Origin of the sequence: Streptomyces sp. NPDC001270 (genome assembly GCF_042896695.1) — a bacterium.
Lineage (GTDB): Bacteria > Actinomycetota > Actinomycetes > Streptomycetales > Streptomycetaceae > Streptomyces.
Map to the genome: position 1 here is coordinate 24,408 of NZ_JBIAXM010000006.1, position 26,847 is coordinate 51,254.

Annotated in this window: 23 protein-coding genes and 4 pseudogenes; 13 read left to right on the forward strand and 14 right to left on the reverse strand. The window is 69.6% G+C overall.

The genetic code is table 11. The features are described 5' to 3' along the window. The first annotated feature begins 509 nt into the window (after positions 1-509). Positions 510-1,208, forward strand: coding sequence for a hypothetical protein (locus ACFY2B_RS11870; RefSeq protein ID WP_390762999.1), 699 nt, complete (start codon positions 510-512; stop codon positions 1,206-1,208). On the opposite strand, the gene ACFY2B_RS11875 is transcribed toward ACFY2B_RS11870, so the two are convergent. Further along, positions 1,152-1,499, reverse strand: coding sequence for a nitroreductase family deazaflavin-dependent oxidoreductase (locus ACFY2B_RS11875; RefSeq protein ID WP_390763000.1), 348 nt, complete (start codon positions 1,497-1,499; stop codon positions 1,152-1,154). The two genes, ACFY2B_RS11870 and ACFY2B_RS11875, sit on opposite strands and share 57 nt — an antisense overlap. Between ACFY2B_RS11875 and ACFY2B_RS11880 the strand changes: the two genes are divergently transcribed. After that, entirely contained in the window at positions 1,498-1,698 is a 201-nt protein-coding gene (locus ACFY2B_RS11880) for a DUF397 domain-containing protein (RefSeq protein WP_390763001.1), read from the forward strand. The genes ACFY2B_RS11875 and ACFY2B_RS11880 overlap by 2 nt on opposite strands. Positions 1,699-2,777: 1,079 nt before the next feature. Here the strand turns inward: ACFY2B_RS11880 and ACFY2B_RS11885 are convergent. Then, positions 2,778-3,002, reverse strand: a complete 225-nt coding sequence (locus ACFY2B_RS11885; protein ID WP_390763002.1) for a hypothetical protein — start codon at positions 3,000-3,002, stop codon at positions 2,778-2,780. Between the two features lie 226 nt (positions 3,003-3,228). Here ACFY2B_RS11885 and ACFY2B_RS11890 point away from each other — a divergent pair, with 226 nt between their 5' ends. Both ACFY2B_RS11890 and ACFY2B_RS11895 read left to right on the forward strand, forming a co-directional pair. Further along, positions 3,229-3,813, forward strand: a complete 585-nt coding sequence (locus ACFY2B_RS11890) for a helix-turn-helix domain-containing protein (RefSeq protein ID WP_390763279.1) — start codon at positions 3,229-3,231, stop codon at positions 3,811-3,813. A 373-nt stretch (positions 3,814-4,186) separates the two neighbouring features. After that, positions 4,187-4,752 (forward strand): annotated as a pseudogene (locus ACFY2B_RS11895) (HD family hydrolase). Positions 4,753-4,855: 103 nt separating this feature from the next. On the opposite strand, the pseudogene ACFY2B_RS11900 reads toward ACFY2B_RS11895, so the two are convergent. The 4 genes and pseudogenes from ACFY2B_RS11900 to ACFY2B_RS11915 all read right to left on the reverse strand — a co-directional run. Beyond that, a pseudogene (locus tag ACFY2B_RS11900) lies at positions 4,856-5,326 on the reverse strand (Tn3 family transposase); the annotation flags it as partial. A 312-nt stretch (positions 5,327-5,638) separates the two neighbouring features. After that, the gene (locus ACFY2B_RS11905; protein WP_390763003.1) at positions 5,639-6,331 is read right to left on the reverse strand and encodes a tyrosine-type recombinase/integrase; all 693 of its coding nucleotides are present in this window, start codon (positions 6,329-6,331) and stop codon (positions 5,639-5,641) included. A 109-nt stretch (positions 6,332-6,440) separates the two neighbouring features. Beyond that, positions 6,441-6,755, reverse strand: a pseudogene (locus ACFY2B_RS11910) (site-specific integrase); the annotation flags it as partial. Between the two features lie 113 nt (positions 6,756-6,868). After that, positions 6,869-7,030: pseudogene (locus ACFY2B_RS11915) on the reverse strand (DUF4158 domain-containing protein); the annotation flags it as partial. 514 nt (positions 7,031-7,544) lie between these two features. On the opposite strand from ACFY2B_RS11915, the gene ACFY2B_RS11920 reads away from it, so the two are divergent. Beyond that, the gene (locus tag ACFY2B_RS11920) at positions 7,545-8,987 is read left to right on the forward strand and encodes a hypothetical protein (RefSeq protein ID WP_390763004.1); all 1,443 of its coding nucleotides are present in this window, start codon (positions 7,545-7,547) and stop codon (positions 8,985-8,987) included. Positions 8,988-9,075: 88 nt separating this feature from the next. On the opposite strand, the gene ACFY2B_RS11925 is transcribed toward ACFY2B_RS11920, so the two are convergent. After that, a complete protein-coding gene (locus ACFY2B_RS11925) occupies positions 9,076-9,552 on the reverse strand; it encodes a nitroreductase family deazaflavin-dependent oxidoreductase (protein ID WP_390763005.1) in 477 nt (158 codons plus the stop codon). Further along, entirely contained in the window at positions 9,552-10,793 is a 1,242-nt protein-coding gene (locus ACFY2B_RS11930) for an acyl-CoA dehydrogenase family protein (RefSeq protein WP_390763006.1), read from the reverse strand. The genes ACFY2B_RS11925 and ACFY2B_RS11930 overlap by 1 nt, the downstream gene beginning before the upstream one ends. A 321-nt stretch (positions 10,794-11,114) precedes the next feature. On the opposite strand from ACFY2B_RS11930, the gene ACFY2B_RS11935 reads away from it, so the two are divergent. Next, entirely contained in the window at positions 11,115-12,263 is a 1,149-nt protein-coding gene (locus ACFY2B_RS11935; RefSeq protein WP_390763007.1) for an acetyl-CoA acetyltransferase, read from the forward strand. Between the two features lie 205 nt (positions 12,264-12,468). Here ACFY2B_RS11935 and ACFY2B_RS11940 read toward each other — a convergent pair whose 3' ends face one another. After that, positions 12,469-13,383, reverse strand: coding sequence for a hypothetical protein (locus ACFY2B_RS11940; protein WP_390763008.1), 915 nt, complete (start codon positions 13,381-13,383; stop codon positions 12,469-12,471). Positions 13,384-13,705: 322 nt separating this feature from the next. Between ACFY2B_RS11940 and ACFY2B_RS11945 the strand changes: the two genes are divergently transcribed. Continuing rightward, positions 13,706-14,377, forward strand: coding sequence for a pyridoxal 5'-phosphate synthase (locus ACFY2B_RS11945; protein WP_390763009.1), 672 nt, complete (start codon positions 13,706-13,708; stop codon positions 14,375-14,377). 466 nt (positions 14,378-14,843) lie between these two features. Beyond that, positions 14,844-15,737 carry a hypothetical protein gene (locus ACFY2B_RS11950; protein ID WP_390763010.1) on the forward strand — a complete coding sequence of 298 codons (894 nt, stop codon included), beginning with the start codon at positions 14,844-14,846 and terminating at the stop codon, positions 15,735-15,737. A gap of 179 nt (positions 15,738-15,916) precedes the next feature. Here ACFY2B_RS11950 and ACFY2B_RS11955 read toward each other — a convergent pair whose 3' ends face one another. The 4 genes from ACFY2B_RS11955 to ACFY2B_RS11970 form a co-directional block, all read right to left on the reverse strand. Next, positions 15,917-16,831 (reverse strand): GNAT family N-acetyltransferase, encoded by a 915-nt coding sequence (locus ACFY2B_RS11955; protein ID WP_390763011.1) that lies wholly within the window; start codon positions 16,829-16,831, stop codon positions 15,917-15,919. A gap of 5 nt (positions 16,832-16,836) precedes the next feature. Continuing rightward, positions 16,837-17,550 carry a GNAT family N-acetyltransferase gene (locus ACFY2B_RS11960; RefSeq protein ID WP_390763012.1) on the reverse strand — a complete coding sequence of 238 codons (714 nt, stop codon included), beginning with the start codon at positions 17,548-17,550 and terminating at the stop codon, positions 16,837-16,839. Between the two features lie 154 nt (positions 17,551-17,704). Continuing rightward, complete coding sequence (locus ACFY2B_RS11965; RefSeq protein WP_390763013.1) at positions 17,705-18,103, reverse strand: Zn-ribbon domain-containing OB-fold protein; 399 nt, start codon at positions 18,101-18,103, stop codon at positions 17,705-17,707. Further along, positions 18,103-18,552, reverse strand: coding sequence for a DoxX family membrane protein (locus ACFY2B_RS11970; RefSeq protein WP_390763014.1), 450 nt, complete (start codon positions 18,550-18,552; stop codon positions 18,103-18,105). Before ACFY2B_RS11970 ends, ACFY2B_RS11965 begins: the two co-directional genes overlap by 1 nt. Before the next feature lie 312 nt (positions 18,553-18,864). Here ACFY2B_RS11970 and ACFY2B_RS11975 point away from each other — a divergent pair, with 312 nt between their 5' ends. The 5 genes from ACFY2B_RS11975 to ACFY2B_RS11995 all read left to right on the forward strand — a co-directional run bounded on the left by ACFY2B_RS11975 (position 18,865) and on the right by ACFY2B_RS11995 (position 25,245). Beyond that, positions 18,865-20,049: a flavin-containing monooxygenase gene (locus ACFY2B_RS11975; RefSeq protein ID WP_390763015.1), complete on the forward strand. Its 1,185-nt coding sequence runs from the start codon at positions 18,865-18,867 to the stop codon at positions 20,047-20,049. 263 nt (positions 20,050-20,312) lie between these two features. Next, positions 20,313-22,541 (forward strand): acetate--CoA ligase family protein, encoded by a 2,229-nt coding sequence (locus ACFY2B_RS11980; protein ID WP_390763016.1) that lies wholly within the window; start codon positions 20,313-20,315, stop codon positions 22,539-22,541. Then, positions 22,538-23,389 carry an enoyl-CoA hydratase/isomerase family protein gene (locus ACFY2B_RS11985; protein ID WP_390763017.1) on the forward strand — a complete coding sequence of 284 codons (852 nt, stop codon included), beginning with the start codon at positions 22,538-22,540 and terminating at the stop codon, positions 23,387-23,389. Before ACFY2B_RS11980 ends, ACFY2B_RS11985 begins: the two co-directional genes overlap by 4 nt. Positions 23,390-23,533: 144 nt before the next feature. Next, positions 23,534-24,469, forward strand: a complete 936-nt coding sequence (locus ACFY2B_RS11990; RefSeq protein ID WP_390763018.1) for a hypothetical protein — start codon at positions 23,534-23,536, stop codon at positions 24,467-24,469. 176 nt (positions 24,470-24,645) lie between these two features. Then, the gene (locus tag ACFY2B_RS11995) at positions 24,646-25,245 is read left to right on the forward strand and encodes a flavin reductase family protein (protein ID WP_390763019.1); all 600 of its coding nucleotides are present in this window, start codon (positions 24,646-24,648) and stop codon (positions 25,243-25,245) included. Positions 25,246-25,273: 28 nt separating this feature from the next. Here the strand turns inward: ACFY2B_RS11995 and ACFY2B_RS12000 are convergent, their stop codons facing one another. Continuing rightward, on the reverse strand, positions 25,274-26,623 hold the full coding sequence (locus ACFY2B_RS12000) for an MFS transporter (protein WP_390763020.1): 1,350 nt from the start codon (positions 26,621-26,623) through the stop codon (positions 25,274-25,276). Between the last annotated feature and the right edge of the window lie 224 nt (positions 26,624-26,847).

Sequence of the window (26,847 nt, forward strand, 5' to 3'; positions counted from 1 at the left end):
CTCGACGAGCCGGGGCGCGCCAGAACCAGCCACTCCCCGCTCCGTTCATGCAACGCATCTCCCTGAGCACCGTCCCCAATTGATCACGGTTCGTACCTCCGGTGGAACAACCGACACGAAAGCACCGACAACGGCCTCACGAAGAGGTCTGAAAACCAGACCGAACGAAAAAACGGAGAAACGGCGAAAACATGCAGCCACAGACACAGACAAAGGCAGAGCGTTGGAAAAGGTTCGGTGAGGCACTGGACCTTTACTACACCGACCCCGGCAACCAGGGGACAGTTCCATCACAACTCTACGACCTGGTAGCGAATGGAGTCACTTACCGCAATTTTGGACGAAATGTCCAACAGTACATACTGGGTGGACTGCCCGAAAGCTGCCCGGAAGACGTCCGAAAGAGGATGGAAAAATACCAACTACTGACCAAAGAGACCAAAGCCATGCTTGCCGCAAGGAATTTGAGGAGACAACCCAGGAGACCGAACCCACATAATGGAACTCTCGTGCAATTCTCCCACAGCGGCGACGTGCAGACAAGCACATTCGAGGTCCCGCTGAGCGCCGCTGAAATACAGATGTTGCAGGATCTGGGCAACGCGGTGAACGCCAGCCTGCCACAGTCCGAAGTCACAGCTTCGCATCCGTTCAACCAGGCGGCGTCGTTCGCTTCCATGTCAGTCGACACCGAGCCAACAGATACCTTTCCCAACGGCATCCTTCCGTACGCCGGTTCAGGTTCGGCGGCTCCCTTGCCGTACTCCCCCGCGTTCGATTTCCTGCCGGACAACGACACAGCGCAGACGGCACTGAAGGCCGACGAAGCATTCCAGACACCGGATGCGAACAGTTTCTCGCAGATTCCCTATCCGATGGATCAGGATCAGGGGAACAGGATGAGCAGCAGCTACCTGTCACCGTACAGACAGCTGCCGTTGCCTCCGACCAATCAGGTGGCGCCGCTTGTTCCCCAGCCGACAGATACTTTCTCGTACGGAGACCTGCCGGACGATCATTCATATTCGGCGACTGAGTACTCCCCCGCGCTCAATTTCCAGCCGCCGGCCCAGGCTCAGGCATACACGACGGGCGACTACCCGTCACAGTCCGGACACACGCATCCGCGTCCGTTCTCACCAGCTCATCCCTCACCAGCTCATCACGGCTCGACGCACTCCGGCGGCGGCAGGGGCATGCGCGGCTGAGTCGGCCTCCCGGCGACGGCGTGCATCACTCCCGGACCAGCCGGAAACCCGGATCCGCCGCGCCACCCGGTCCTGGTAGGCCGCGTACGGCGGCCAGAACGCCAGCAACGCCCGCCACGCCGCCGTCCGTTCCTCGCCCTCCAGCAGGCGCGCGGTGACCGCGATGTCCTCGCCCCGCCAGTTGATCGACGCCTCGGGCCGGGCGAGCAGGTTGTACGTCCAGGCCGGATGCTCCGTACGGCCGAAGTTGGACCCGACGAGCAGCCAGCTGCGCCCGCCCTCCTCGGGCATGCAGGCGAGCGGCGTGTGCCGCGGCTGTCCGCTGCGGGCCCCGATCGAGGCCGCCACCAACCTCGCCATCGCCACACCCCACGGCCACGTCCCCGTCCGCGACTCCAAGAACCCGGACGGCCCGGCCCTCACCCTCCCCACCCACGCCTTCACTTCCTTCGTGGCGGGCGTCAAAGCGGGGGAGTTCGGCACCGTATGACCGCCCGGCCGCCCGGCCGGAAGGCCCCGCCACACCTGAACAGTCAGTTCGGCTCGGCGGGGCCTCCGGACGGCGCGCGGCCGACGGCCGAATCGTCTGACCGGTCACGCCCAACCACGGCCGTGGGGACCAACGGAACAGCCAGTAACGCTAACTGTCGGGATAAAATCAAAGCCGGTCTGCTAGACCGCAGGGACGTCAGGTGCGTTACGTTTTGCGTGATCGGAATCTTACTGAAATGAGGGTCCCTTATGCCGGAATTGTCCACCGCGGAACAGGTTGCATATGCACAGATGGCCGAAATGTGCAGAATTCCGCCCGTGGGTGGCTGGGAGGCCGCTCGCGAAGACAGCTACTTGCGCCAACAGTGGCTGCAAATGAAGGAGAGAGGTCGCAACCACCAGAGGCTTTATCTTCAAGGGGAATTTGCGGCCATATCCGAGACGGCGCGCGCGCGGGTTGCCGCGAGGGGCGGAGGTGAGAGTGAAGTCTCTAACGAAAGAGATTTCATTATCGAGGTCAGGGCTAGGGCGCAGGAAATAGGCATACTCACCCGACGCGCCTGGGAAGAGGACCCAAGCCTTGACCGTGTCCATGGGGCGGAGGAGGTGGCCCTCGAACGACTTCGGCAGGGCGACCCCGATGTGCTGGAAGCGCGGAGTCCATTGATTATGATTCCGCCTGGCTATGATGAAATGAACGATGAAATGAACGAACGCCTCCCTCCCTATCAAGCTAACCCAACTGGGTCATTCCTGCAGCAAAGCCAGTATCAGGCGTCGCAAGTGACACGGTCCTCGAACTCTAGGCTTCCATCACCACCCCCCTACCCAGGAGCACCGGGTAGTAATCAGCAACAGAATCAGAGCCGCTCGGGGGCTGGTAGGTGATTGCTTCCAAGGAGTTCAGCGATGGCCTCCGCGGCATCCCGCAGCGCGTCCAGGCCCGGGCGGTCTAACGTTCCACTCCGCGATGACCGGCCGCTCATACTCGGTGCTCAGTCGGCACAGGGTGCCGGCCAGAGCCGCGAGGGCGAGGACCGCGCGGCCGGGGGCGCGAGGGACGCGCGTGCGCGCCGGTCACCGCTCCTCCCGCGCAGAGTTGTCCGGGGTGAGCGGCGCGGGATTGTCGAGCGCGCCCGGGTCGGTGGTCCACTCCACGCCTCCGCCGGGCGGCAGGAGCCAGGCCACCGGGCGGGGGCTCTTGCTGTCGGGGGCGATGGCGCGCAGGGTTCCGCGATGGCCGGTCGCGGTGTCCTCAACGTCCCGGCCGATCCAGGGGTGATCGCGGTGGAGCAGGGTCATCGGGGCCTCACTGGCGTGGGCATGGAGGTGGTCGGCGCGGTCTCGTTCGTCTCACGTTGACCGCAAGGCGACCGTATGAGGACGCTGGGTGCGGTAGGACTGACCGTGAGTACGGGTTTCGGTGCGCAGGGCGACCGGGGAGCAGGCCGGTATGGGCAGGCCGCGACGAACATCGGCAGGAGCCGTCACCGGCTTCGTGCTGCGTCTGGTCCGCGAGTCCGTCCCGATGACGCAGGCCGCCCTGGCGGAGGCGCTGGGCGTGGACGTGGACACGTTGCAGGGCTGGGAGTCCGGGCGCGACGCTCGTGCCATGGCTGGACGCGGCAATGGACACCGACCGGATCATCGCGGCCGGGCTTGCCGGCGATGTCGGCGGGCCCCATCCGCTGGCCGTGTGGGTGCACACCCGGGACACCGCGCACATGCTGGCCTGGGCGCTGAACGGCACCGTGCCGCCCTCGCTCGCCGGACGGTTACCCGGACCCCGGCGAGGGCCGGTCGCCGTCGCACCGCAACTGGCGCCTGCCGAACGGACACTCTTCTTCGACCGCCTGTGGGCCACGACCGAGCACGCGGCCACGCAGGGCGAACCGGGGGTGCTGCTGCACCGTCAGGCGCTGTATCTGGCGTCGTACGACCACGGGCCGGACGCGGCCGCGTGGACCGCGCAGACGCTGCACCGCCGACGCGACGTCCTGGCCCGGCGGGGCTGGTCCCCGCACTGGCCGGAGGCCCGCTCCACCGCCACGGCGCTCGCCCGGCTCGGAGACCCACAGCCTCTGCTGGACTTCATCGACCGCGCCCTGGCTGACGCTGACAACGACACCGCCGAGGCGGCGAACCTCAACTACTGGGCGCTCTGGCTCGGCGCGCTGCCCGTACCGCAGCCGGACGACGCCTTCATGCGCGACCGGGCCCTGACGGGCTGGGACCCGGTGACCCTGCTGCGCGGGCTTACCCGCGGGCTGCACGTGGCGCCCGGCTACGTCGACCTGTACGCGCACTCGCTGTGGGCACTGCTGACCGCGTTCCCCTGGCTCCCGCAGGCCGCCGGACAGCTCGCCGGGCCGCTGCGCGAGCGAACCGCCCAGCTCCTGGACAGCGCGGCCATCTCGGCGAGATCGAGGCGCGAACTCACCCACGTCCACCGTTTTCGATCACAACCGCTGACGATGGAGGACCGCATGGCCGACGACACCACCAGGAGCACCGCGAGCTTCATCTCCGAGATGGGCGTGCTCAAACGGGTCGCACGGACCGGCTGGTGGTTCACCGGCAACAAGGCCCCGGAGTCCGTCGCCGAACACTCCTTCCGGGTCGGGGTGATCGGCTCGGTGCTCGCCATGATGGAGGGTGCCGACCCGGCCCGGGTCGCGCTGATGTGCCTGTTCCACGACAGCCAGGAGACCCGCGTCGGAGACATCCCGCACATCGGCCGGAAGTACATCAGGGCCGCGCCGAACGGTGAGGTGACCGCCGATCAGGTCGCCAACGCCCACCCGGCCGTCCGCGAGGGCGTGCAGGGCGCGGTCGACGAATACGAGACGGGCGAGACCCCGGAGGCGATCGTCGCCCACGACGCCGACAAGCTGGAGTGCCTCGTGTCGAGTACCGGGAACAGGGCTACAGCCTTACCCAGAACTGGATCGACACCGGCCTCGCGGCGCTGAAGACGACCTCGGCGAAGGCCCTCGCCGACGCCGCGCTGTCGATGCCGTCACTGGAGTGGCAGAAGAACTTCCTGCCCTGATCCCGACCGCACTCAGGTAAGGGGGCCCTGGCGTACGCCAGGGCCCCCTACATTGCCGCTCAGACGGCACCCCCGATCTGACCGCCCCCGCCCGGCACCCGGCTCACTCCTCCGCGCCGTCGTCGTCATCGTCCAGCTCGACCGCGTCCGGGTCGCGCAGGGGCCGCAGCGCACCGGCCGCCGGGGTAGAGGCCGTGAAACCGTAACGGCCCAGGCAGTTCAGATTCCGGTGCTTGAGCGGGGGCAGCCGGGCCACGTCCTCGTCCTTGATCTCGTGCCCCTCGGCACGGAGCTGGGCCACGGCGGCGTCGAGGTAGCGTGTCGTCCACAGGACAACTGCTTTCAAAACCAGTCCAAGTGACCCTAGTTGATCTTCCATTCCGTCCCGGTATGCCTGGTGGATGGTGCCCTTCTTGCCGTGGCAGATGTCGCGGGCGAGCTTGTGGCGGGACTCCTGGACGGTGAGCTGCTTGTGCATCTGGCGGCGGTAGGTGTCGTCCATGGGGTCGACGACGGCGAGCAGGTGAAGGGTCTTGGCTATGCGGCCGTACCCGGCGAACGCCTGCCCCAGGGGCGCCGAAGAGGCAGCCGGGAACGGTGCAGTGCGTGAGCTCGCCCAGGCCCCGGAGAGGAGGGCCGGGGTCGGTGAGGAAGACCGCGAGGTCAGGGCGTCCGTCCCGGCGCCAGCGCTGGGCATGGCCGGTGCACAGGCCCTGCTCGTGAGCGGCGCGGTTGCAGCCCACCACCGGGCAGCGCTTCCAGCCCAGAACCGGGTCGTCAGCGTCGGGGACCAGGACGTCGACGCGGAACTCCGAGCGGACCGCGGCCAGCAGCTTCTCCAACAGCCCGGATCGGCCGAGCAGGCCCGCGGGCAGAGGCGTGACGGTCACAGCCGCACCTCCCGACCGGTGAACCAGCCCGCCGCTTCCAGCGTCCGGCGGGCGTCCTCAATGGTGAGGTGCCCGTACGTATCCATCGTGGTGGTGATCGAGGCGTGCCCGAGGAGTTGCTTCACGCTCTCCATGCCGGCCCCCTTGCGCAGCAGCCAGGTGGCGTATGTGTGACGGAACTGGTGCGGCTCGAAGTCGATGCCGGTGCGGCGGCGCAGCCGTTCCACCAGGTCATAGACGGCGGAGTAGGTGAGCGGGCGGCCGTGCGGGCGGCCCCAGAGGTTGACGAACACGTAGTCCGAGTCGAGGGCGCCGTACTCGCGGTTGAGGTAGTCGGCATACAGCCGCATCAGCTCCGCGCTGGCCGGGACCTCCCGTGAGCGGCCCGACTTCGCCCGCACCCGGTTCGCGTTCGGCCGTGGGATGACGCTCACCTGCCGCTCGGCGAGCGCGATGTCCTCATGCCGCAGGCCCAGGGCCTCGCCGATCCGCAGCCCGGTGTCCAGCAGAAGCGCGAACAGCAGCCGGTCCCGCAGATGCTCGCATCCGTCCAGCACCGCCTGGGCGTCCCCGGCGGACAGCACGACCGGCCGCCGACGCGGCTGCCGCAGCCGGATCGTGCGCGCCTTCTGCGGACGGCTCTTGGCGATGTGCTCCAGGAACGGCTTGTAGGAAACTGCCGCGACCACGGCGGCCGGCAGGCCGCATCGTCACCATCAGGTCGCCGAGCGGCACCCCGTGACGGGTGTGAAACTCGCAGAACGACGACAGTGCGGCGAGCTTGCGGTTCACGCTGGACTCCGCGCAGTGGTGGTCCGCCGTGGGCAGCACCGCGACCTTTCCGTCCCGGGCCTGCGGCGGCAGCCGCAGCCAGCCCACGAACCCGGCGACGTCCTCCAGCGTCACCGACCGCCAATCCAGCCCCCGACCGGCCAGGTAGACGAACCAGTCCTTCAGATCGTGGGCATACGCCTTGACCGTGTTCGGTGACTTCTCGCCCCAGGCCAGGTAGGCCAGGTAGCGCTCGATCGGCACGACGGCCACGTGGTCGTCTCCGAGGACGGTCCACGACTCGACCTCCGAGTCCGGCATCAGCACGCGCTGTACCCGCATGGAACCTCCCGCTCATCCGTGGTGGATGACGGAAGGTAATCCCATCCAGGACGGGGCCGAAGTGGCTTCACTCGTACGTGCTGGACGTCCTGGACGGTGCCTCAGCGACTCCAGATAACGAAGCCGAGCTGATGGTGCGCGGAGCGCCGCCGGGCGATCAGATCGCGGTCGACGTCGTCCAGGAAGAAGAACCGCTCCAGCTCCGGGCGGGTCGGCTCCTCGGCGAACTTCCCGTACGCCTCGGCCTGCTCATCAGTCAGAAACTCCACCGGCACGAGCGGACCGTAGCCAGCCCCGGCAGTGATCGAGGATCTTCCTCCGAACCCCCGCACGGGGCCGATCATCTGTGCTAGACGACCAAGATCAAGTGCTTAGCGTTACTGGCTGTTCCGTTGGTCCCCACGACCGAACCAGGGCACTTCAACAAGATCGTGTTACGAGTTCTCAGCCACAAAGATTCAGCTGTCAAGACTTACAGCTGCCGTGTTATGAGCCTTACCAGCTTGGTGCCGGCTTCAATGATCCAGGTCGCGTGTTGGCTTTAGTGATTAAGGCCGCGTGTGCTTATAGTGACAGCGGGAAGGCCAGTCCCCGTCATTCGAGCAGGTCAGACCCTCGGTGTCTGGTGACGACGGACATCCACTCCACCGCGGCGGGATACGTTTCATGACGGATAGCAGCGAAAATGGGAATGCGGGACGACCACGCGGGAACCTGAATAGGCGACGCCTTCTTCAAGGGACAGCGGGAACCTTCGGTGCCGCTCTGGCATCCGCCGGCATCTATAAGTTGATCGACACCATGGCAAAACCACCGGACCGCCCCACGGCCGTCGACAGCCCGCCGATCCAGGAACAATACATCCTCCAGAACGAGCAAGTGGTCATGGTCGATGGCTCGGGCGTGAAAAGCAGCAAGGGCACGATTGCCGTCCGGGTGCCGACCCTGCACAATCATGTCATTACCGCAAGGCTGAATGTACCGGCGAAAGCCAAGGCGTTGCAGGAGGCGCAGCACCACCTTGAGTCCACCCTCCTGGATCTGGAACGCCAATTTCCGCCCACAGCCACAGGAGTGGCCACCACGGTGGCCTGGGGACTTCCCTACTTTCACCACTACATCCCCACCCTGGGCAAGACGTCGGGCTTCTTCAAGGTGGGAACATCTTACCCAGCGTATCTGCCGGTCGATTTGAAGACCTCCAAGACGGAGGGCCGTACCGTATATGCGCTTCAGGAGGCCAGGACGTTCCCCAGCGACCAGCCCCCGCCCGGCTTCGGGCCGGTCCGCTTGGAACAGAATGACGTGGCCGTGCTGCTCCGCAGTGACTCGCTCGCCCATATCAAGGCGGCCCAAAACGCCCTCTTCGGGCCTGGAAGAAACCAGGCTGGCAGCTTGTTCAAGGTGACGAGTATCCGCCAGGGATTCTCCGGGGGCGGTTTCTACGGGCAACAGGGCCTGCCGAGCAAGCTGGCGCTCGCAGCCAATATCCCCGGTGCACAGTCGATTCCTCGACAGTCGCAGGGCTTCCTCGGTTTCGCGACCACCCTGGACTCGAACATGGGACCCGGCAACATCGCCAGCCTGGAGACCCTGCCCGGCCTCACCAACCAGTGGTCCAACGGTTACTTCAAACAGGGGACCACCATGCATCTCTCGCACCTGTTTCAAGATTTGGTGACCTGGTACGAGCAGAGCTACCCCCGGTACGCGGATCGCGTCCAGGCGATGCTCCAGCCCGGCCTCTCGCCTGCGCCCGCGCCGGGTACGCTCGCCCTCCAACCGCCAGGTCAAAGTGAGGCCGAAGTGGCGAAAGGGGTCGAGCGGTACCACGCCTACGGCCACACTGGGAGCATGTCGGACGTGGACAGCACCACTTCGCCGACGACCAGCAATTACGGGAAGGCGTACCCCACGGGGACGACCATCCCCGTGCGCGGCGATTTCGACACGCTGGACAATCCGTTCCACTACACATCCGATCCGACGGCAGACCACTACAGCGAGAAGCCGGCGGCCGGGTTGCACTTCATTCAGTTCCAGCCGACGATCGGCATCTTCAATCTCGTTCGACTCTCGATGGACGGCCACTATCCCGATAGGACACTCCCCGTCGAGCCGCGCAGCCCCCACGCCGGCATCAACTCGGTCCTCCAGACGACCCACCGGCAGAACTATCTGGTTCCACCACGTCGTCATCGCTCCTTCCCGCTCGCGGAGTTCCTTGCCTGACAAAGTACTTCCGGGTACTCCCGGGTACTTCCGGGTACTTCCGGGTACTTCCGGGTACTTCCGGGTACTTCCGGGTGAGAGGAGCGAGTCAGCCCCGGACCAGCCGGAACACCCGGATCCGACGCGCCACCCGGTCCTGGTAGGCCGCGTACGGCGGCCAGAACGCCAGCAACGCCCGCCACGCCGCCATCCGCTCCTCCCCCTCCAGCAGCCGCGCGGTGACCGCGATGTCCTCGCCCCGCCAGTTGATCGACGCCTCGGGCCGGGCCAGCAGGTTGTACGTCCAGGCCGGATGCTCCGTACGGCCGAAGTTGGACCCGACGAGCAGCCAGCTCCGCCCGCCCTCCTCGGGCATGCAGGCGAGCGGCGTGTGCCGCGGCTGTCCGCTGCGGGCCCCGGTGGACGTCAGGATCGCTCCGGGCAGCATGGACGTACTGGGCAGCACCCGGCCGCGGGTGAGCCGGTGCACGACCCGGTCCAGCGCGGGCACCACATGTGGGGCGACCTGCGCGAACGTCCGGGTGGCGGAGATCTTCTGCACCAGCCGCACACCGATGCCGACCATCAGACCGCCACCTCTCCCCGCTCGAAGAGACGCGCGTCCTCGGCGGACCGGGCACGCAGCCGGTGCACCGGCCCGAGGAGCAGTTCGTCGCCCGCCGCGCGCTTGAAGTACAGGTGGGCCTCATGCTCCCAGGTGAACCCGATCCCGCCGTGGAACTGGATCGCCTCGCCCGCGGCCGTCCGCAGCGCCTCCAGCGCCTGCGCGAGGGCGAGCCCGCCCGTCCGTTCGCCGTGGGCGGTCGCCCAGGCGGCGTAGTAGGCCGCCGAGCGGGCCGCCTGGATCTGTACGTACACGTCGGCCAGCCGGTGCTTCACCGCCTGGAAGGAGCCGATCGCCCGTCCGAACTGCTCGCGCTGTCCCACGTACTCGACCGTGCGCTCCAGCACCCGGTCAGCGGCCCCGACCGCCTCGGCGGCGAGCACGACGGCGGCCGTGTCACCGATCGCGCGGAACGCGCCGAGCACGTCCGCCGCGCCCTGGTCCTCCGCAGACCTTTCCTCACCGACCGTCTCGCCGACTGACTCGCCGACTGACTCGCCGAGCAGTTCGGCCGGCACGTCCCGCAACTGCACCCAGCCCTGCGGCCGGGTCGCGTCGAGCGCCGTCTGCCGTCCGCGGGTCACTCCGGGCGCGTCGCCCGCCACCAGGAAGACCAGGGTCCGCGACCGGGCGAACCCGCCGGTGTGCGCGGCGACCAGGAGCAGCCCGGCGCTGTGGCCGTCCAGCACCTGCCGGACCTCCCCGTACAGCCGCCAGCCGCCGTCCGCCCGCCGGGCCTGCACCCCGCCCGCCCGGCCGCCGCCCGCCCAGTCTCCGGTGTTGTCGCCGGTCAGGGCGAGGACGGTGGCGAGGGCGGTGCCGGGTACGGCGAGGGCGGCGGTCAGCGCGCCGGAGGCGATGCGCGGCAGCAGCGCGGCACGCTGCGCGTCGGTGCCGAGGGCGAGGACGAGCGGCGCGGCGAGTACGGAGGTGGCGAGCAGCGGTGAGGGCACGAGGGCGCGGCCCGTCTCCTCGCAGGCGAGGGCGAGTTCGGTGGCCGTGCAGCCGACGCCGCCGTACGTCTCCGGGAGGGCGAGACCGGGCAGGCCGAGCCGGTCGGCGAGCGCCTGCCACAGGTCGGGGTCGTGTCCCGCGGGGGCGTCGAGGGCGGCGCGCAGGTCCTGCGGACCGCAGCGGGCCTGGAGCAGGGCGCGCAGGGTGCGCCGCATCTCGTCCTGTTCGGCGGTGAGGCGTGCGTCCATGGCTGTTCCCTCCCGATCTGACGGTCCGTCATGTTAGGCGGCGCGGGGCCGGATGCCCAGGGTCACGACACCTGCCACGGCCCGCCATATCTGATGTACCGTCAGATTATGGCAGCGGAGCGCACGGCAACGGGGCACGCGGCAGCGGAGCACGCGGCGGTCGGGCAGACGGCGGCGGAGCGTGGGACATCGGAGCGCCCGGCATCGGACCGCCGGGCATCGGACCGCCGGGCATCGGACCGCGGGACACCGGACCCTGGGACACCGGTCGGCAGGGGATCGGGCCGCAGGGGATCGGGCCGCGCGGGATGTGGGGCGCCGGTGGCGGTGGTCGGGGTGGCCCTCTCCGACTGCGGCCGGGTGGACGGCACGACCGCCTACGCCCTGCACGCCCAGGCCGCCCGCCGCGCCCTCGCGGACGCCGGACTCGACCGCTCGCTCGTGGACGGCTTCGCCTCGGCGGGCCTCGGCACGCTGGCACCGGTCGAGGTCGCGGAGTACCTGGGCCTGCGCCCCACCTGGGTCGACTCCACCTCCGTAGGCGGCTCCACCTGGGAGGTGATGGCCGCGCACGCGGCGGACGCGATAGCGGCGGGCCACGCACGGGCCGTACTGCTGGTCTACGGCTCGACGGCCCGCGCCGACATCAAGGCGGGACGGCGCACGGGCAATCTGTCCTTCGGGGCGGGCGGCCCGCTCCAGTTCGAGGTGCCCTACGGGCACACCCTGATCGCCAAGTACGCGATGGCCGCCCGCCGGCACATGATCGAACACGGCACGACCATCGAGCAGTTGGCGCAGGTCGCGGTGCAGGCGCGGGCGAACGCGGCCCTGAACCCGGACGCGATGTTCCGCGACCCGATCACCGTCGACGACGTCCTGTCCGGCCCGATGATCGCCGACCCGTTCACCAAGCTGCACTGCTGCCTGCGCTCGGACGGGGGCGCGGCGGTGCTGCTGGCGGCGCCGGAGTACGTACGGGACTGCCGCACCGACCCGGTGTGGATCCTCGGCACCGGCGAGCACGTCTCGCACACCACCATGTCCGAGTGGCCGGACTTCACGGTCTCCCCGGCCGCGGTGAGCGGACGCCTGGCCTTCGAGCGGGCGGGGGTGCGCCCCGAGGAGATCGACTTCGCCGAGATCTACGACGCGTTCACCTATATGACGCTGGTGACGCTGGAGGATTTGGGATTCTGCGCGAAGGGCGAGGGCGGGGCGTTCGTGGAGAAGGGGCGGCTGCTGGTGCGGGGCGGGGAGCTGCCGGTGAACACGGACGGCGGCGGCCTGTCCGCCCAACACCCCGGCATGCGTGGACTGTTCCTGCTGGTCGAGGCGGTACGGCAGGTGCGCGGCGAGGCCGGTGAACGGCAGGTGCGCTCCCCGGACGGTCAGCCGCCGCGGCTCGGCGTGGCCTCGGGGACCGGGGGCTGGTTCTGCTCCTCGGGAACGGTGGTGCTCGGCCGGTGAGCGGACCGCCCGGCCGGCGGACCCAAGCCTGGTGGTGCTCGACTCGGAGTCGGTGCGCGCGGCGGCCGGGGTACCCAGGACCACCACCGGCCTGGACGCCGGCAAGAAAACCCCGGGCCATCGCCCCGGAGCCGCTGTCCGGTCTCACCGTTCCCGGGGACGCTTTGCACGATCCGCCGGCGTCCCTTGAGCCAGCCGCTCGTGGTCACCGCGGACTCTGGTGCCCCGGCTGCCGGGCCTGGACATGCCCCGCTCGGCTGTGAGCGGTGGTTGGTTCCCACGGCGAGTACGCCACTCCGTCGCCCGTCCGGGGATACACGGGGGCCGCGGCCGACAGCTCCTGCGCCGCCCGCGCCGCCTGCGTCAGCGTGTCCGTCCCGGGAGGCTGGACCTCCCACGCCGCCCCGTGCGGGTATCCGCCCGCGTAGGGCGCGGCAGGATTGACCGGCGCAGACCAGGACCCGAACATCCCGGACACCGTGTCGAAGCCACCGTCGTCAAACCCGTCCGATATCAATACGTCCATGTCGTCGTAGACCATCGGGTTGAACGCGTCCTGCGAACCGCCGGACGGCACCTCCCAGAATCCGGGCATCGTCTCCCGGAACCCGGACTGTGCAGGATGGACATCGTCACCGTGGCCCAGGGGGATACCATTCTGTGTCCACGGCATCCCGCTGCCGGCCTGCTCGGCCTCCCGCCGCAGCAACGAATAGCCGGTTCCCTCCCTCGGATCCTGCGCAACGACTGAATTCTCCGGCGAATTCGGGACCGCCGGAAGGGCCGGTGGATGATTCTTGACCTCCTGCACACCCTTCCACTCCCCTCGCCCCTGTGCACCAGATCCCACATCGCTGTGAATCTTCTTGCCGACGGCCACCATCTTCCCGCTCACTGCATCGAGAAGCATCCGATCTTCTAGGCGGACTTTCGCATGTTCCGTCAAAGCCCTCTCCGTCAGGGGACCCATCACATGGTCTATCCGCTTCAATCGATGGAGGCGCCCCGCAATGAAATCACCACCGACCATGCCGGGGAACTTGGCCTTCGCGGGCGGAAGAAATCCTGGCCGCACTCGCGGCGCCCGCCCACCCTCGGCGCAATACAGGGCCTCGATCATATTCGCGATTTCCGCGTCAGTATATCCGGACCAGTAACTCTTGCCCTTTTTGCTCCGGCTTATCCTATTCTTCGTATCACTCGTCAGGGGCTTTCCATATCTCGGCACAGCATCCTCCACGCCATAGAACCGGCAGAACCCACGGGCCAGGACGAACCCCGCCTCCGCACTACGGGCTCACCAGCCCACCGGTTCACCCCCACACCAATTTCCGCGTTTCCGGCGCCCACGTACCCCGCCCCCGGCACCCGGTAGCCACCGGCCCTCACCGCCCGCCGCCGCACGCGCGTCCCGGCGCACGGGCCGGGCGATACTCAGGGACATGGGAACGGAAACGGACCTCCACGAACTCTTGCGGTCACTACGGGTGTGGGACCCGGCGGTCACGGAACTCCCGCCCTTCGACCCGGCCACCGCCCCCGACACCCCCCTCCCCCTGTTCACCGCGTGGTTCGCTGAGGCGGTCGCGGCCGGGCAACCCGAGCCGCACACGATGTCGCTGGCGACGGCGGACGCGGACGGCCTGCCGGACGTACGGATCGTGATGCTGCACGGCGCGGACGCGACCGGCTGGTCCTTCGCCACGCACGCCACGAGCCGCAAGGGCCGCCAGCTCACCGACCGGCCGTACGCGGCCCTCGTCTTCTACTGGCCGGTGCTGGGCCGTCAGGTCCGGGTACGGGGACCGGTCACGGCGGCCCCGCCGGAGCAGAGCCGGGCAGACCTGCGCGCCCGGTCGACGGGCGCGCTGGCCGCGGCGCTCACCGGCCGGCAGAGCGAACCCCTGTCATCACCGGCCGAGTTGCGGGCCGCCTCGGAGGGCGCCTGGGGCCGGGCGCGCGAAGACCCGGAGACGCCGGTACCCACCTGGACGCTGTACCGGCTGCGCCCGCACGAGGTCGAGTTCTTCCAGGGCGACCCCGACCGCAGGCACGTCCGGCTCACCTACCTGTGCCAGGGAGGGCGTTGGGAGCGGCAACTGCTGTGGCCGTGAGCGGCAGCCCCTGTGTCCGGCCGCCCCGCGCCCCGGCCCTGCGCCGCCGCACACGGCCCCACTCGATCCCTTCGGCATCCCTTGTGACCCGCACATCGATGCCTGAAATCCGACCCTGGAACAGCTCTGGCGGGTGCGTAGGCGGCGGAACCAGTGCAGGAGTGCGAAGGCGGCTTCGGCGATCCAGCGCTGGCGCTCCGGCCGGAGCCATGCTCGCTGCCGCAGCCGGCGATGACCGGGGGCACGCCCAGGTCGCGTCGGCCGCGGCGGCAGGTGTCGCCGGCACGTGCTCCCGGAGCCGTAGCCCAGCTCCTGCGACAGGAACTGCCGGGGATCCCCGCGGGCTCCCCGTGAACCGAATCCGGCGCCTTCCCGTTGAGGTGTTACTAGCGACTTCTCATCAGGACCGGCCTACTGCATCCTGCGCCTGCCGAGCACCAATCAAACGCACCGACAAGGAGAAGGCATGCCATATTCCGACGCCCAGAAGAAAGCCCTCCTGGAGGAGTTCAGCAGAGGAAATCAAAGCCAGACGGAATTCTGCAATGGAGAAGGACGGCCGAGCCGGCGGCAATTTCACAGATGGCTAAATAATTCGGAGAAATATGGCATGGACCCCAAGACCCTGAAGGGCCGACGAAAGCGGGTCCAAGAAAATCCCGAAAGGAATGCGAAGGCAAAATCTACCAGAAGAAGGTATTCCGATGCTGAAATCGCAGAAATGATCATAGCGCTGTACTCCCCCAGGGGCGGGAGGAGGTCGCTGGTGCAGCCGACCCTCCTTCCAAGCGGTCGCGATAAGTTTCCTGACGTGACAGACAGCGATTACATTCTGCTGCACCTCCGTCACCTGAAGGCCGGGAATGTGGCGATGGGTCCTTTGACGGAGAGTGCTTTGAAGTACGCGGGAATCCCCCTTGAGGGCCGGAAGATTCACCGGAAAAATGGCGAGACAATAACTTCCGGCAAAAAGATTGCCGACTCGGCAGAATATGCACCGCGGGGAGGATGGCGGGATGAAGTGGCGAACGCGGCCGTCTCATCGTATGCGTCACCTTCCGGGTCCGAATATGCACAGACCGACCCCTTCGCTCATTACTCAACGAATGTGGCCGTCTCGCCGTACGCATACAATTCCGGGTTCGGCCATTCGGAGACCGATCTCTTCCCGTATTACTCGGCGAATACGACTGTCTCGCCTTTCGCGTTCGATTCCACGTCCGGCACTTCGCAGACCTGTCCCGTCCCGACGGGTGGGCAGGGAGGTGAGCCGTCCGCGCAGGTCTTCGATGGGGATCGTTTGAGGCAGTTTTATGCGTCTTGGCAGCGGGCGAAGCGTCTGACTCGCATTACGAGGTGACCGGAAAGGAACATCAGAAGCCGCGCGACTCCTCAGGACACAGCCACAGCCACGGCGTCAAGGCCCCACGACGTTGACCGCCCCACCCGCTCCCTGACGCCGGGGTCCCCTGCCGCAACACCCAGAGGACGGCGCGCAGAAGGACCACGCCCCGCTGCCCCATCGCAGGTCCCGCACTGTCACTGCCCGTGCGGCCCCTTACGCCCCACGCCGAACCCGTACACCGCGAAGTCGGCCACGGGCCGGTATCCGATCCGCTGGTACAGGGCGTTGCTCGTCGGGTTGGCGAGGTCCGTGAACAGCAGGACCTCCGCTGCCCCGGCCTCCTGCGCGGCCCTGCTCACCGCGGCGGTCACCGCTCCGGCGTATCCGCGTCCGCGCAGGTGTGCCGGGGTGTAGACGGGCGCGACGCGGATCTGGTCGGCGATCTGCCGGGTGACGCCCGCCATGTCGACCGGGGTGCTGTCCGAAGTGCCGTCGGGGATCTCCCAGAGGGTGACGCCGCCGTAGCCGATCCGGCTGTCGGCCCATTCCGCGGAGGAAGCGACGGAGACGTCCTGGCCGACCGCCACGGCGAACTCCTCGTACCAGCGCCGCACCAACTCCCGGTCCCGCGGCCCGGCGACCCGTGCCCGGCCCTCCGGCACCGGCTCCGGAACCGTCAACTCATCCAATCGGTACAGTCGTTGACGCTGTCGCAGGCGGCCGGTGACGCCGGTCGCCGTACGTTCCCAGGCCGCCGTGAACGCGGCGGCGGTGTCCTGCGCGGCCGACACCCCCGGCACCTGGTGGCCGCGGGCGAGCAGGAGTGCGGCCAGGGATTCGGCCTCTTCCGGTGCCAGCGGCGTCAGATTCAGCGGGTGCGGAGGCGTGTGCAGCAGGATCGCCCGGACCCCGCCGGATCCCGGCCCGGACCCGAGCACGCCGTACAGCGGGTTCTCCGCGCCGTAGACGTGCGGTCCGCGGCTGCGGAGGGCGTCGGTCACGGTCAGCGGCACCGTGTGCAGGGCCGGGCGGGAGCGCAGGAAGTCCCCGGCCCGGACCAGGAAGTCGTCGAGGTCTTCGGTCAGGTACCAGGCGTGTTCGGAGGACATGGCAGTCAGACCCCCGATCCCGGGTCCGTGACCGATCCCGGGTCCATGGCCGGCTCAGGGTCCGTGACCGGCTCCGAGTCCTTGGCCGACTCCGACTCCGGCTCCGGGTCCGTGGCGAGCCGGCCGTGCAGGTGTACGTCCCGGAAGGCGTCGTGCCGCCCCGACGCGAACATCGCGTCCCGCAGCGTCCCCTCGTACCGGAACCCGCACGACTGAGCGATCCGGCAGGACGCGTCATGGCCGAGCGCGTGCCCCAGTTCCAGGCGGTGCAGGCCCAGTTCGGTGAACGCCCAGCGGGCGGCGAGCCCGAGTGCCCGGGTCGCGACCCGCTGTCCGCGCGCCTCCGGGAGCACCCAGTAACCGACCCGTGCCGTGCTCTGTACGCGGTCGATCAGATTGATGCCGACATGGCCGAGCGGCGCACCGGTGGCCGCGTCCGCGACGCAGAAGGGCGCGTTGATGCCGTCCGCCGCGCTCCGCAGCTGCCCGCGCAGGGACTCACGGGCGCTGTCTAGGTCGGTGTCCACCCGGTACGGGGTGTTCCAGCGCCGGAATTCGGGATCGGTCCGGCCGCGGAACCAGGCCGCCAGGTCGGCGTCGGACCCCGCGTCCCAGCGGCGCAGGAGCAGACCGTGGCCGTGCGGTGCCGGGTCCTGCGGGGCGGGGGCCGGGGCGGAGGTGCGGACGGGGGCTGAATGGTTCTCGTGCGTCGGGGCCATGGGAGTCATTGAATCCCCTCGGCCGCCCGGCCCCGACCGGGGGTCGGGACACCCACCCGCCGGTCGAAACACCGGATTCCCCGTCCGGGGTCCGGTCACCCACCCGCGGGCCGAACGCCCGAATCCCTCCCGGAATCCCGACCCCGAGGTCCGGTCACCCACCCGCCGGCCGGAACACCGGAATCCCCTCCCGGAACGTCACCGTCAGATCCGTACCGGCCCGCAGTTCCCCGGCCGCGCAGTCCACCACCTCCGTCATCATCCGCGGCCCCTCCGCGAGGTCGACGACGGCGGCGACGTACGGGGTGCGGGCGCCGAACGGCGGCAGGTCGTTGCGGTGGACCACGGACCAGGTGTAGAGCGTGGCCCGGCCGCTCGCCTCCGTCCAGGCGACGTCCTCGCTCCAGCAGTGCGGGCAGAACTCCCGGGGGTAGTGGTGCGCGCGGCCGCAGGCACCGCAGCGGCGCAGCAGCAGCCGGCCCTCGGCCGCCGCATCCCAGTACGGTCTGGTGAAGGCGTCGCTCTCCGGTACGTCGAAGCGCTCAGCGGCCATCAGAACCACCCCACGGCGGCATCGACCGACCAGGACTGCCACGCCATGCCGAACAGTCCGACCGCCGAGATGAGCGCCATCATCGAGTTCTGCCCCTGCTCGGCCCAGTCGTGGATCATGAGGACGAAGTAGACGAGGTTCAGCAGCAGGCCACCGACCAGCGCGACCGGGGTGAGGAAGCCCAGCACCAGGCCGAGGCCCAGGGCCAGTTCCGCGTACGCGACGACGTACGCCATCACGCGCGGGCGCGGCGCCACCACGGTCTCGAAGCCCGTCCGGACCGCCCGCCAGCGGTGCTTGGCCGCGACGTCCGCCGCCCACGCGATCCCGCTGCCGCGCGCGAACCACGCCTTCTTGTCCTTGTGCCGCCAGCTCTCCAGCCACCACAGGCCGAGTCCGATGCGCAGCACCGCCAGCCACTCCGCACCGCTGAGCCAGATCGTGTCCATGGACTCTCCGCCCGCCGGTTGAATCTGACGGTACGTCAGTTCAGCGGACACCGGGCGGCGGCGCAAGACCGGCGACAGGACCGGGCGGTGGGCAGGGCCGGTGCGAGAAGACCACGGGAGGGGGTACGGGGCGGGAGAGGCAGCGGGCGGGAGAGGCAGGGGGCCGGATGTTCGGGTTCGCGCGCATCCGGGCACATCCGGACGCCTTCGGCCACACATCCCGCCCACTCCTCCCACACGCGTGATCAATCCGCAACCAATTCCGGTCTTGACCGAGACCCATCAACGGAGGGCGGGATTACGCTCGCGCCCATGGCCGTCTCCAGCGCCTCCGCGCAGCCCCCCACGACCTTCACCGGCCGACCGGTCTACGTGATCGGCGCCGGTCCGGGCGGCCTGGCCGCCGCCCGGGCGCTGCGGGCCCGGGGCGTGCGGGCCGTCGTACTGGAGAAGGCCGACGAGGTCGGGGCGTCCTGGCGGCGCCACTACGACCGGCTCCACCTGCACACCACCCGCCGACTGTCGGCGCTGCCCGGTCTGCCGATCCCGCGCCGGTTCGGGCGCTGGGTGGCGCGCGACGACATGATCCGGTACCTGGAGAAGTACGCCGAGTTCCACGAACTGGAGATCGTCACCGGGGTCGAGGTCTCCCGGGTGGAGCGGTCGGCCGACGGGACGGGCTGGCTGCTGCGCGCCTCCGGCGGCCGGGAACTGACCGGCGGCGCGGTGGTCGTCGCCACCGGGTTCAACCACACCCCGCGCGTGCCGGGCTGGCCCGGACTCGACGCGTACGCCGGGGAGTTCCTGCACGCCGGCGAGTACCGCAACGCCGAGCCCTACGCCGGGCGGGACGTGCTGGTCGTCGGCGTGGGCAACACCGGCGCGGAGATCGCGGTGGACCTGGTCGAGGGAGGGGCCGCACGGGTCCGGCTGTCCGTGCGCACCCCTCCGCACATCGTGCGGCGGTCCACCGCGGGGTGGGCCGCCCAGTACTCGGCGGTACTGGTACGGCGCCTGCCCGTCACGCTCGTCGACCGGCTCGCCCGGCACCTGGCCAAGGTGAGCGTGCCCGACCTGTCCGGGCACGGGCTGCCGCGGCCGGACTCCGGGCTGTACAGCCGGGTCGCCGCGGGGGCGATCCCGGTGCAGGACGTGGGCCTCGTCGACGCCGTACGGGCGGGCCGGGTCGAGGTCGTGGCCGCGGTCGACGGGTTCGAGGACGGGAAGGTCGCCCTCGCCGACGGCGGCCGGCTGTCGCCGGACGCCGTGATCGCCGCGACCGGGTACGAGCGCGCCCTGGAGGGTCTGGTCGGCCACCTCGACGTGCTCGACGGCCGCGGCAGGCCGGTCGTACGCAGCGGTCGCAGCCCACGCAACGCCCCCGGCCTGTACTTCACCGGTTTCACCAACCCCATCAGCGGCATGCTCCGCGAGCTGGCGAGGGACGCGGAGAAGATCGCGACGACGGTCGCGAGGCGGGCGGCACGGGGAGCGTGAGACGGGGCGGCCGGAAGCGCCGCCCTTTGCGCGTACGAACACCGCACGCGCCGACCCCTGCGACACGGGCGGCCCCGCCGCACCCCGACGCGTACGGCCCGCACCACCGCCCCACCACCTCACCGCCCCGCCCCACCACCTCACCGCCCAGCCACCCCCCGTTCGCCGACTTTGCCTGCACACCCGTTCCTGACACTGTGTCAGTTACAGTAATCTGACAGTGCGTCAGTTAATTGTGCTGTCACACAGGAGCGGGCGGAACGATGCTTGGATCTACCCACGGCACCCTCACCACCGACTCCCGCCGGGCCCGGATCATCGCCTGCGGTGAGCAGCGGCCCGGACCCGCCGTCCACGGCCGGGCGGCCGACATGGACGACCTCGACGTCAGCGGCCGGCCGCTGCACGCGGACGTACCCGATCTGGACCGGTTCTTCCGGCCCCGGTCCGTCGCCGTGATCGGCGCCTCGGACACGGAGGGGCGGCCGAACACCGGTATCACCCGGCAACTGCTGGCCTGGGCCGAGCGGGTGGGGGCGCGGGTGCACCCGGTGCATCCGACCCGGCCCGCCGTCTTCGGCATCCCCTGTGCCGCCACCGTCGCCGGCCTGCCCGAACCGGTCGACCTCGCGGTTCTGCTGGTCGCCGACCCGCTGCCGCTGGTCGCGGAACTCGCCGAGGCCAAGGTGCGGTTCGCGGTCGCCTTCGCCTCCGGGTTCGCGGAGACCGGCGCGGCGGGGGCCACGGCCCAGGCCGAACTGGCCGACGCGGTCCGGGCGTCCGGGCTGCGGCTGCTCGGCCCGAACACCAACCTCAACGCCTTCGAACGGTTCCGGGACGACCTCGACGGGCCCGCCATCGCCCTCATCACCCAGTCCGGGCACCAGGGACGGCCGGTCTTCGCCCTCCAGGAACTGGGCGTACGGCTCTCCCACTGGGCGCCCACCGGCAACGAGGCCGACCTGGAGACCGCCGACTTCATCTCGTACTTCGCCGAGCGCCCCGAGGTCGGCGCCATCGCCTGTTACGTGGAGGGTCTCAAGGACGGCCGTTCCTTCCTGCTGGCCGCCGACCGGGCCGCCCGGCACGGGGTACCGGTGGTCGCGGTCAAGGTGGGGCGTACGGAGGCGGGCGCGCGCACCGCCGCCTCCCACACCGGCAAGCTGACCGGCGCGGACGACGTGATCGACGCGGCCATGCGGCAGTACGGGGTGATCCGGGTCGACGGGCTGGACGAACTCCAGGACACCGCCGCCCTGCTGGCCCGGGCCCGGCCGCCGCGCGCCGACGGCGTCGTCGTCTACTCCATCTCCGGCGGCACGGGCGCACACGTCGCCGATCTCGCGACCGGTGCGGGACTGCGGCTGCCGGTGCTGTCCGAGGGCCGGCAGGCCGAGCTGCACCAGTGGATACCGGAGTACCTGAGCGTCGCCAACCCGGTCGACAACGGCGGCCATCCGGTCGGTGACGAACGCGGCCGGAAGATCATCGACGCGATCCTCGCCGACCCCGCGGTAGGGGTGCTCATCTGCCCGGTCACCGGGCCCTTCCCGCCGCTGAGCGACCGGCTCGTACGGGATCTGGTGGACGCGGCGGAGACCACGGACAAGCTGGTCTGCGTGGTGTGGGGGTCGCCGGTGGGCACCGAACCGGCCTACCGCGAGGTGCTGCTCGGCTCCTCCCGGGTGGCCACCTTCCGCACGGTCGGCAACTGCCTCACCGCGGTCCGCGCCTACCTCGACCACCACCGCTTCACGGCCGCCTACCGCTCCCCGTTCGACGAGGCGCCGCGCTCCCCCTCGCCTTCCTTCCGCAAGGCGCGGGCGCTGCTGCGGCCGGGCGAGCAGCTGAGCGAGCACGCGGCGAAGCAGCTGCTGCGCGCGTACGGCATCCGGGTGCCGCGGGAGCAACTGGTCAGCAGCGCGGCGGGCGCCGTGCGCGCGGCGGCGCAGGTCGGCTATCCCGTGGTGATGAAGGCGTCCGGGACCCGGATCGCGCACAAGACCGAGCTGGGCCTGGTGCGGATCGGACTGACGTCGGCGAGCCAGGTGCGGGACGCCTACCGCGAGCTGACCGACACCGCGCGGTACGAGGACGTCGAACTGGACGGGATCCTGGTGTGCCAGATGGTCGAGGCGGGCGTGGAGATGGTGGTCGGCGTCACCCACGACGACCTGTTCGGGCCGACGGTGACCGTGGGGCTCGGCGGGGTACTGGTCGAGGTGCTGCGGGACACGGCCGTACGCGTGCCGCCGTTCGGCGAGGAACAGGCCCGGGACATGGTCCGCGAGCTGCGCGGGCGAGCCCTGCTCGACGGGGTGCGGGGACGGCCGCCCGCCGATCTCGACGCGCTGGTCGAGGTGGTCCTGCGGGTGCAGCGCATGGCCCTGGAACTCGGCGGTGAACTGGCCGAGTTGGACATCAACCCACTGGTGGTGCTGCCCAAGGGGCAGGGCGCGGTGGCGCTGGACGCGCTGGCGGTGTGCCGGTGACCGCGGGGACGTCCGGAACGGGGATCCGGCACGAGGTGCGCGCGGGCGTCTCGCGCATCACCCTCGACCGGCCCGAGGCCCTGAACGCCCTCACCCCCGGGCTGCGCGACCGCGTCATCGAGCTGCTGGCGGACGCGTCCGCCGATCCGGACATCCGGGCCGTGGTCCTCACCGGGACGGGCCGCGGCTTCTGCGCGGGAGCGGATCTGCGCGGCGGCGGCGCGGCGGGCGGTGAACGGGTCGCCGGTAGTCGAGCCGCCGGTGAACAGGTCCCCGGTGAACGGGTCGCCGGTGATGTGGCCCGGATACTGCGGCTCGGGGCGCAGCGGCTGGTCGCGGCCGTACTGGACTGCGAGAAGCCGGTGCTGGCCGCGGTGAACGGTACGGCGGCCGGGCTCGGCGCGCATCTCGCGTTCGCCTGTGACCTGGTCCTGGCGGCCGAGTCCGCCCGGTTCATCGAGGTGTTCGTGCGCCGCGGCCTGGTACCGGACGGCGGCGGCGCCTACCTCCTCCCCCGCCTGGTCGGCCCGCAGCGGGCCAAGGAGCTGATGTTCTTCGGCGACGCGCTGCGGGCGGCGGACGCCGAACGGCTCGGACTCGTCAACCGGGTCGTACCGGACGAGGAGTTGGCGGGTACGGCCGAGGAGTGGGCGGCGCGGCTGGCCGCCGGGCCGACCCGGGCACTGGCGCTCGCCAAACAGCTCGTCAACGCCTCCCTCGACGGCGACCGCACCGCCGCCTTCGCCGCCGAGGCCGCCGCACAGGAGATCAACATGACGACGGCGGACGCCCGGGAGGGCGTGGCGGCGTTCGTGGCGCGTCGGGACGCCGAGTTCCGGGGACGCTGAGCTTGTTCTGTATCTACCAAGATCTCCCGGGTTTCCACGGGCGGCCTTCTGTAGAGATCGCTGCGGTCGTGATAGGTGAACCGGGCCGGGGGCGTGGACGTTGCACGGGAGGAGACCACTGTTACCAGAGACCAGGAGAGTCGCGTGTCCGAGTACAACCAGTATGCGGGGCAGCCGTACGGCCAGTATGAGTGGGATGTACCTCTGGAGTGGCCGAGGTCACCGTATCCGGAAAGCGCCGGCCCGGCACTCCCGCACGAAACGCCGGAACAGAGTAGCCACGAACAGCGCAACACGTACAATCCGACATCAGTAGCGCAGCATGCCCCTTATTCGTCGTATACCCCCGAACGGGCGTATCACGCATGGAAGGAAACTCAGCCGGACCTGCGTCCTGCCCCGACATGGTGGGTCATTGCCGGGCACGCCGGGCGCCGTAGGCCACGTCACCTAACGCGCGGACATCTCCGGGCCTTTGAAGTGAGCGAAGGCATCCCCTCCGGGACATTGGAATACGTCCGCGGCAAAGATAAGAGGCCTGCTGGGGTCCAGGTGGCGAAAGGGGCAACCTGGACACCCGGAGCGTACCAGGCGCCAGCAGATCTCGATTCGCAGACTTTGGCCGTCACCGCGTACATCAACATGAAGTCGACGAGCCAGACCGAAGCATACCGGCAATGGGACAACCTGCCACCGCATCTACGACCAGCCCCAAACGAGAAAGTTATACAGGGCTACAAAGAAAAGAAATGGGGTTTGACTTATAGAGATTTGGACGACTTCGCGCTTGCGAAGAATATCCCCCGGGAGGATATGATTGTTCATAAAGATTCCACACGTCACATAAAAAGTATAGAGATGAAGCAGTGGCCGCCCCTCAATACCTTTTACACCGCTCCATCGCAGCAGGATGTCTATCCAGTTCCCGTACTTGGCACTGCGGAGTACAGCATGCCGCAAGGGGAGGGGCGTCATATTCCCTCGTCGCCTTCCCAGCAGGCTGGCCCACCTTCGCCCTCCGCCACTGGATGGGGGCATTTCGGGTCTGGTTCGGGCACGCGGCACGGGCCCCGCAGATGACGGGCGAGGGATATACCCGGGAGCCGAGAAGGGTGCGCTGCGCCCCGGGTCCGGTTCCCCTTCCAGACTTCCGGGGATGCCGTCTTCCGGGGACGCCGTCCCAGTGCCGACCCTCCCCATCCGGCCCGGTACCGGCCCTTCCCATCTGATGACCAGTCAGCTTCAATGATGGGGTGATGGGACACGCAGGGATGGCGGCAGCCGCCGTCCGTTACCTCAGGTCCGTACCGCACACCGCCGGCCCGGTCGAGCCGCTGCCGCGCCCCGACCTGCGGTGCGTGCGCGACGACGAGCCGGCGCCGGTGGACCGTACGGAGTTCCGCAGGGTGCTGGGGAACTTCGCGACCGGCGTGACCGTGATCACGGCACCGGCCGCCGAGGGCGAGACCTCCCCGGCGGGCTTCGCCTGCCAGTCCTTCTCCTCCCTCTCCCTCGATCCTCCGCTGATCGCCTTCATGGTCGGCCGTACGTCGACGACGTGGCCGCGTATCGCCCGCGCGGGCGTCTTCTGCGTCAACGTGCTCGCCGCCGGCCAGGGCGAACTGTGCCGCTCCTTCGCGGTGAGCGGTGCGGACAAGTTCGCGGGCGTGCCCCACGACGCGGCGCCGGTCTCCGGCTCCCCCCGGCTGACCGGCGTCGCCGCATGGATCGACTGCACGATCCACGCGGTGCACACCGGAGGTGACCACCTGATCGTGGTGGGCCGGGTGGATGCCCTGGGGGCACCCGAGACGGAGTGCGCGCCCCTGCTGTTCCACCGGGGACGGTTCCTTTAGGGCACGCCCCGCGGGTACGGCACGCCGGTCAGGCGGGCTGTGCCGATCCTGCGGTGCCCGGCTGCGGGATCTCCGGCCGGCGGCGGATCACCAGGGCCATCAGGGCCGCCGCCGCGCACAGGGTGCCGGAGGCGTACCAGACCATGTCGTAGCTGCCGAAGACGTCGCGGGCGACTCCGCCGAGGAAGGCCACCAGGGCCGCGCCGACCTGGTGGGAGGCGAGCACCCAGCCGAAGACGATGGCGCTGTCCGCGCCGTACTGCTCGCGGCACAGGGCGAGGGTGGGCGGCACGGTGGCGACCCAGTCGAGGCCGTAGAAGACGATGAAGAACACCATCGGCGGGTGCACGCTCGGCCCCAGCAGCATCGGCAGGAAGAGGAGCGAGATCCCGCGCAGGGCGTAGTACACGGCGAGCAGGCGGCGCGGTTCGAAGCGGTCGGTGAACCAGCCGGAGGCGACCGTGCCGACCACGTCGAACACGCCGATGACCGCGAGCAGCGAGGCCGCCGCCGTGATGGGCATGCCGTGGTCGTGGGCGGCGGGCACGAAGTGGGTCTGGACGAGGCCGTTGGTGGAGGCGCCGCAGATCGCGAAGGTGCCGGCGAGCAGCCAGAAGGGTCCGGTGCGCACGGCGGAGGCCAGTACGGTGAGCGCGCGCCGGGCGGCGCCGGTGACCGGGGGCGGCTTGGGCACGAACTCCGGTGCGCCGTACGGCTTGAGGCCCACGTCGGCCGGATGGTCGCGCAGCAGCAGCCAGACGAACGGGACGACCGCGAGCGCGGCGAGCGCGACGGTCACGGCGGCCGGCCGCCAGTCGTAGGTCTCGACCATCCAGGACAGCACCGGCAGGAAGATCAGCTGACCGGAGGCGGAGGCGGCGGTGAGGATGCCGGTGACCAGGCCGCGGCGCTCGGTGAACCAGCGGTTGGTGACGGTGGCGGCGAAGGCGAGGGCCATGGAGCCGGAGCCGAGCCCGACCAGCAGGCCCCAGCAGAGCAGCAGTTGCCAGGCCGTCGTCATGAACACGGTCAGACCGGAGCCCAGTGCGATCACGGTCAGCGCGACGGCGACCACCCTGCGGATGCCGAAGCGGTCCATCAGCGCGGCGGCGAACGGCGCGGTGAGCCCGTACAGCGCGAGGTTGACGGAGACCGCCGCGCCGACCGTCCCTCGCGACCAGCCGAATTCCTGGTGCAACGGGTCGATGAGCAGGCCGGGCAGGGAACGGAAGGCCGCCGCACCGATGATGGTGACGAAGGTGACGGCGGCGACGAACCAGGCGCGGTGCACCGGCGTCCGGCGTCCCCGCCACGGGCGCTTCGCCCCGGGCCCGCCCGGCCGCCGAACGGCCGCTGCGGCATCGCTTGTCTGTGTCACGTCATAGAGCATCCGGCGCGGGATCACCTCCGACGAGTGGCCCGAAGGACAGCATTCGCTAGGATCGGGCCATGACCGCCGAGTCCGGATCTCCCGGAGTTCCCGGAGTTCCGCCCGCACCGCGTCGCCGTCCTCGCGCTGGACGGGCTGCTCCCGTTCGAGCTGGGCATCCCGCACCGGAGAGGGGCGAGAACGTGACGCGGCCCCAACCCCACGGAACAGGC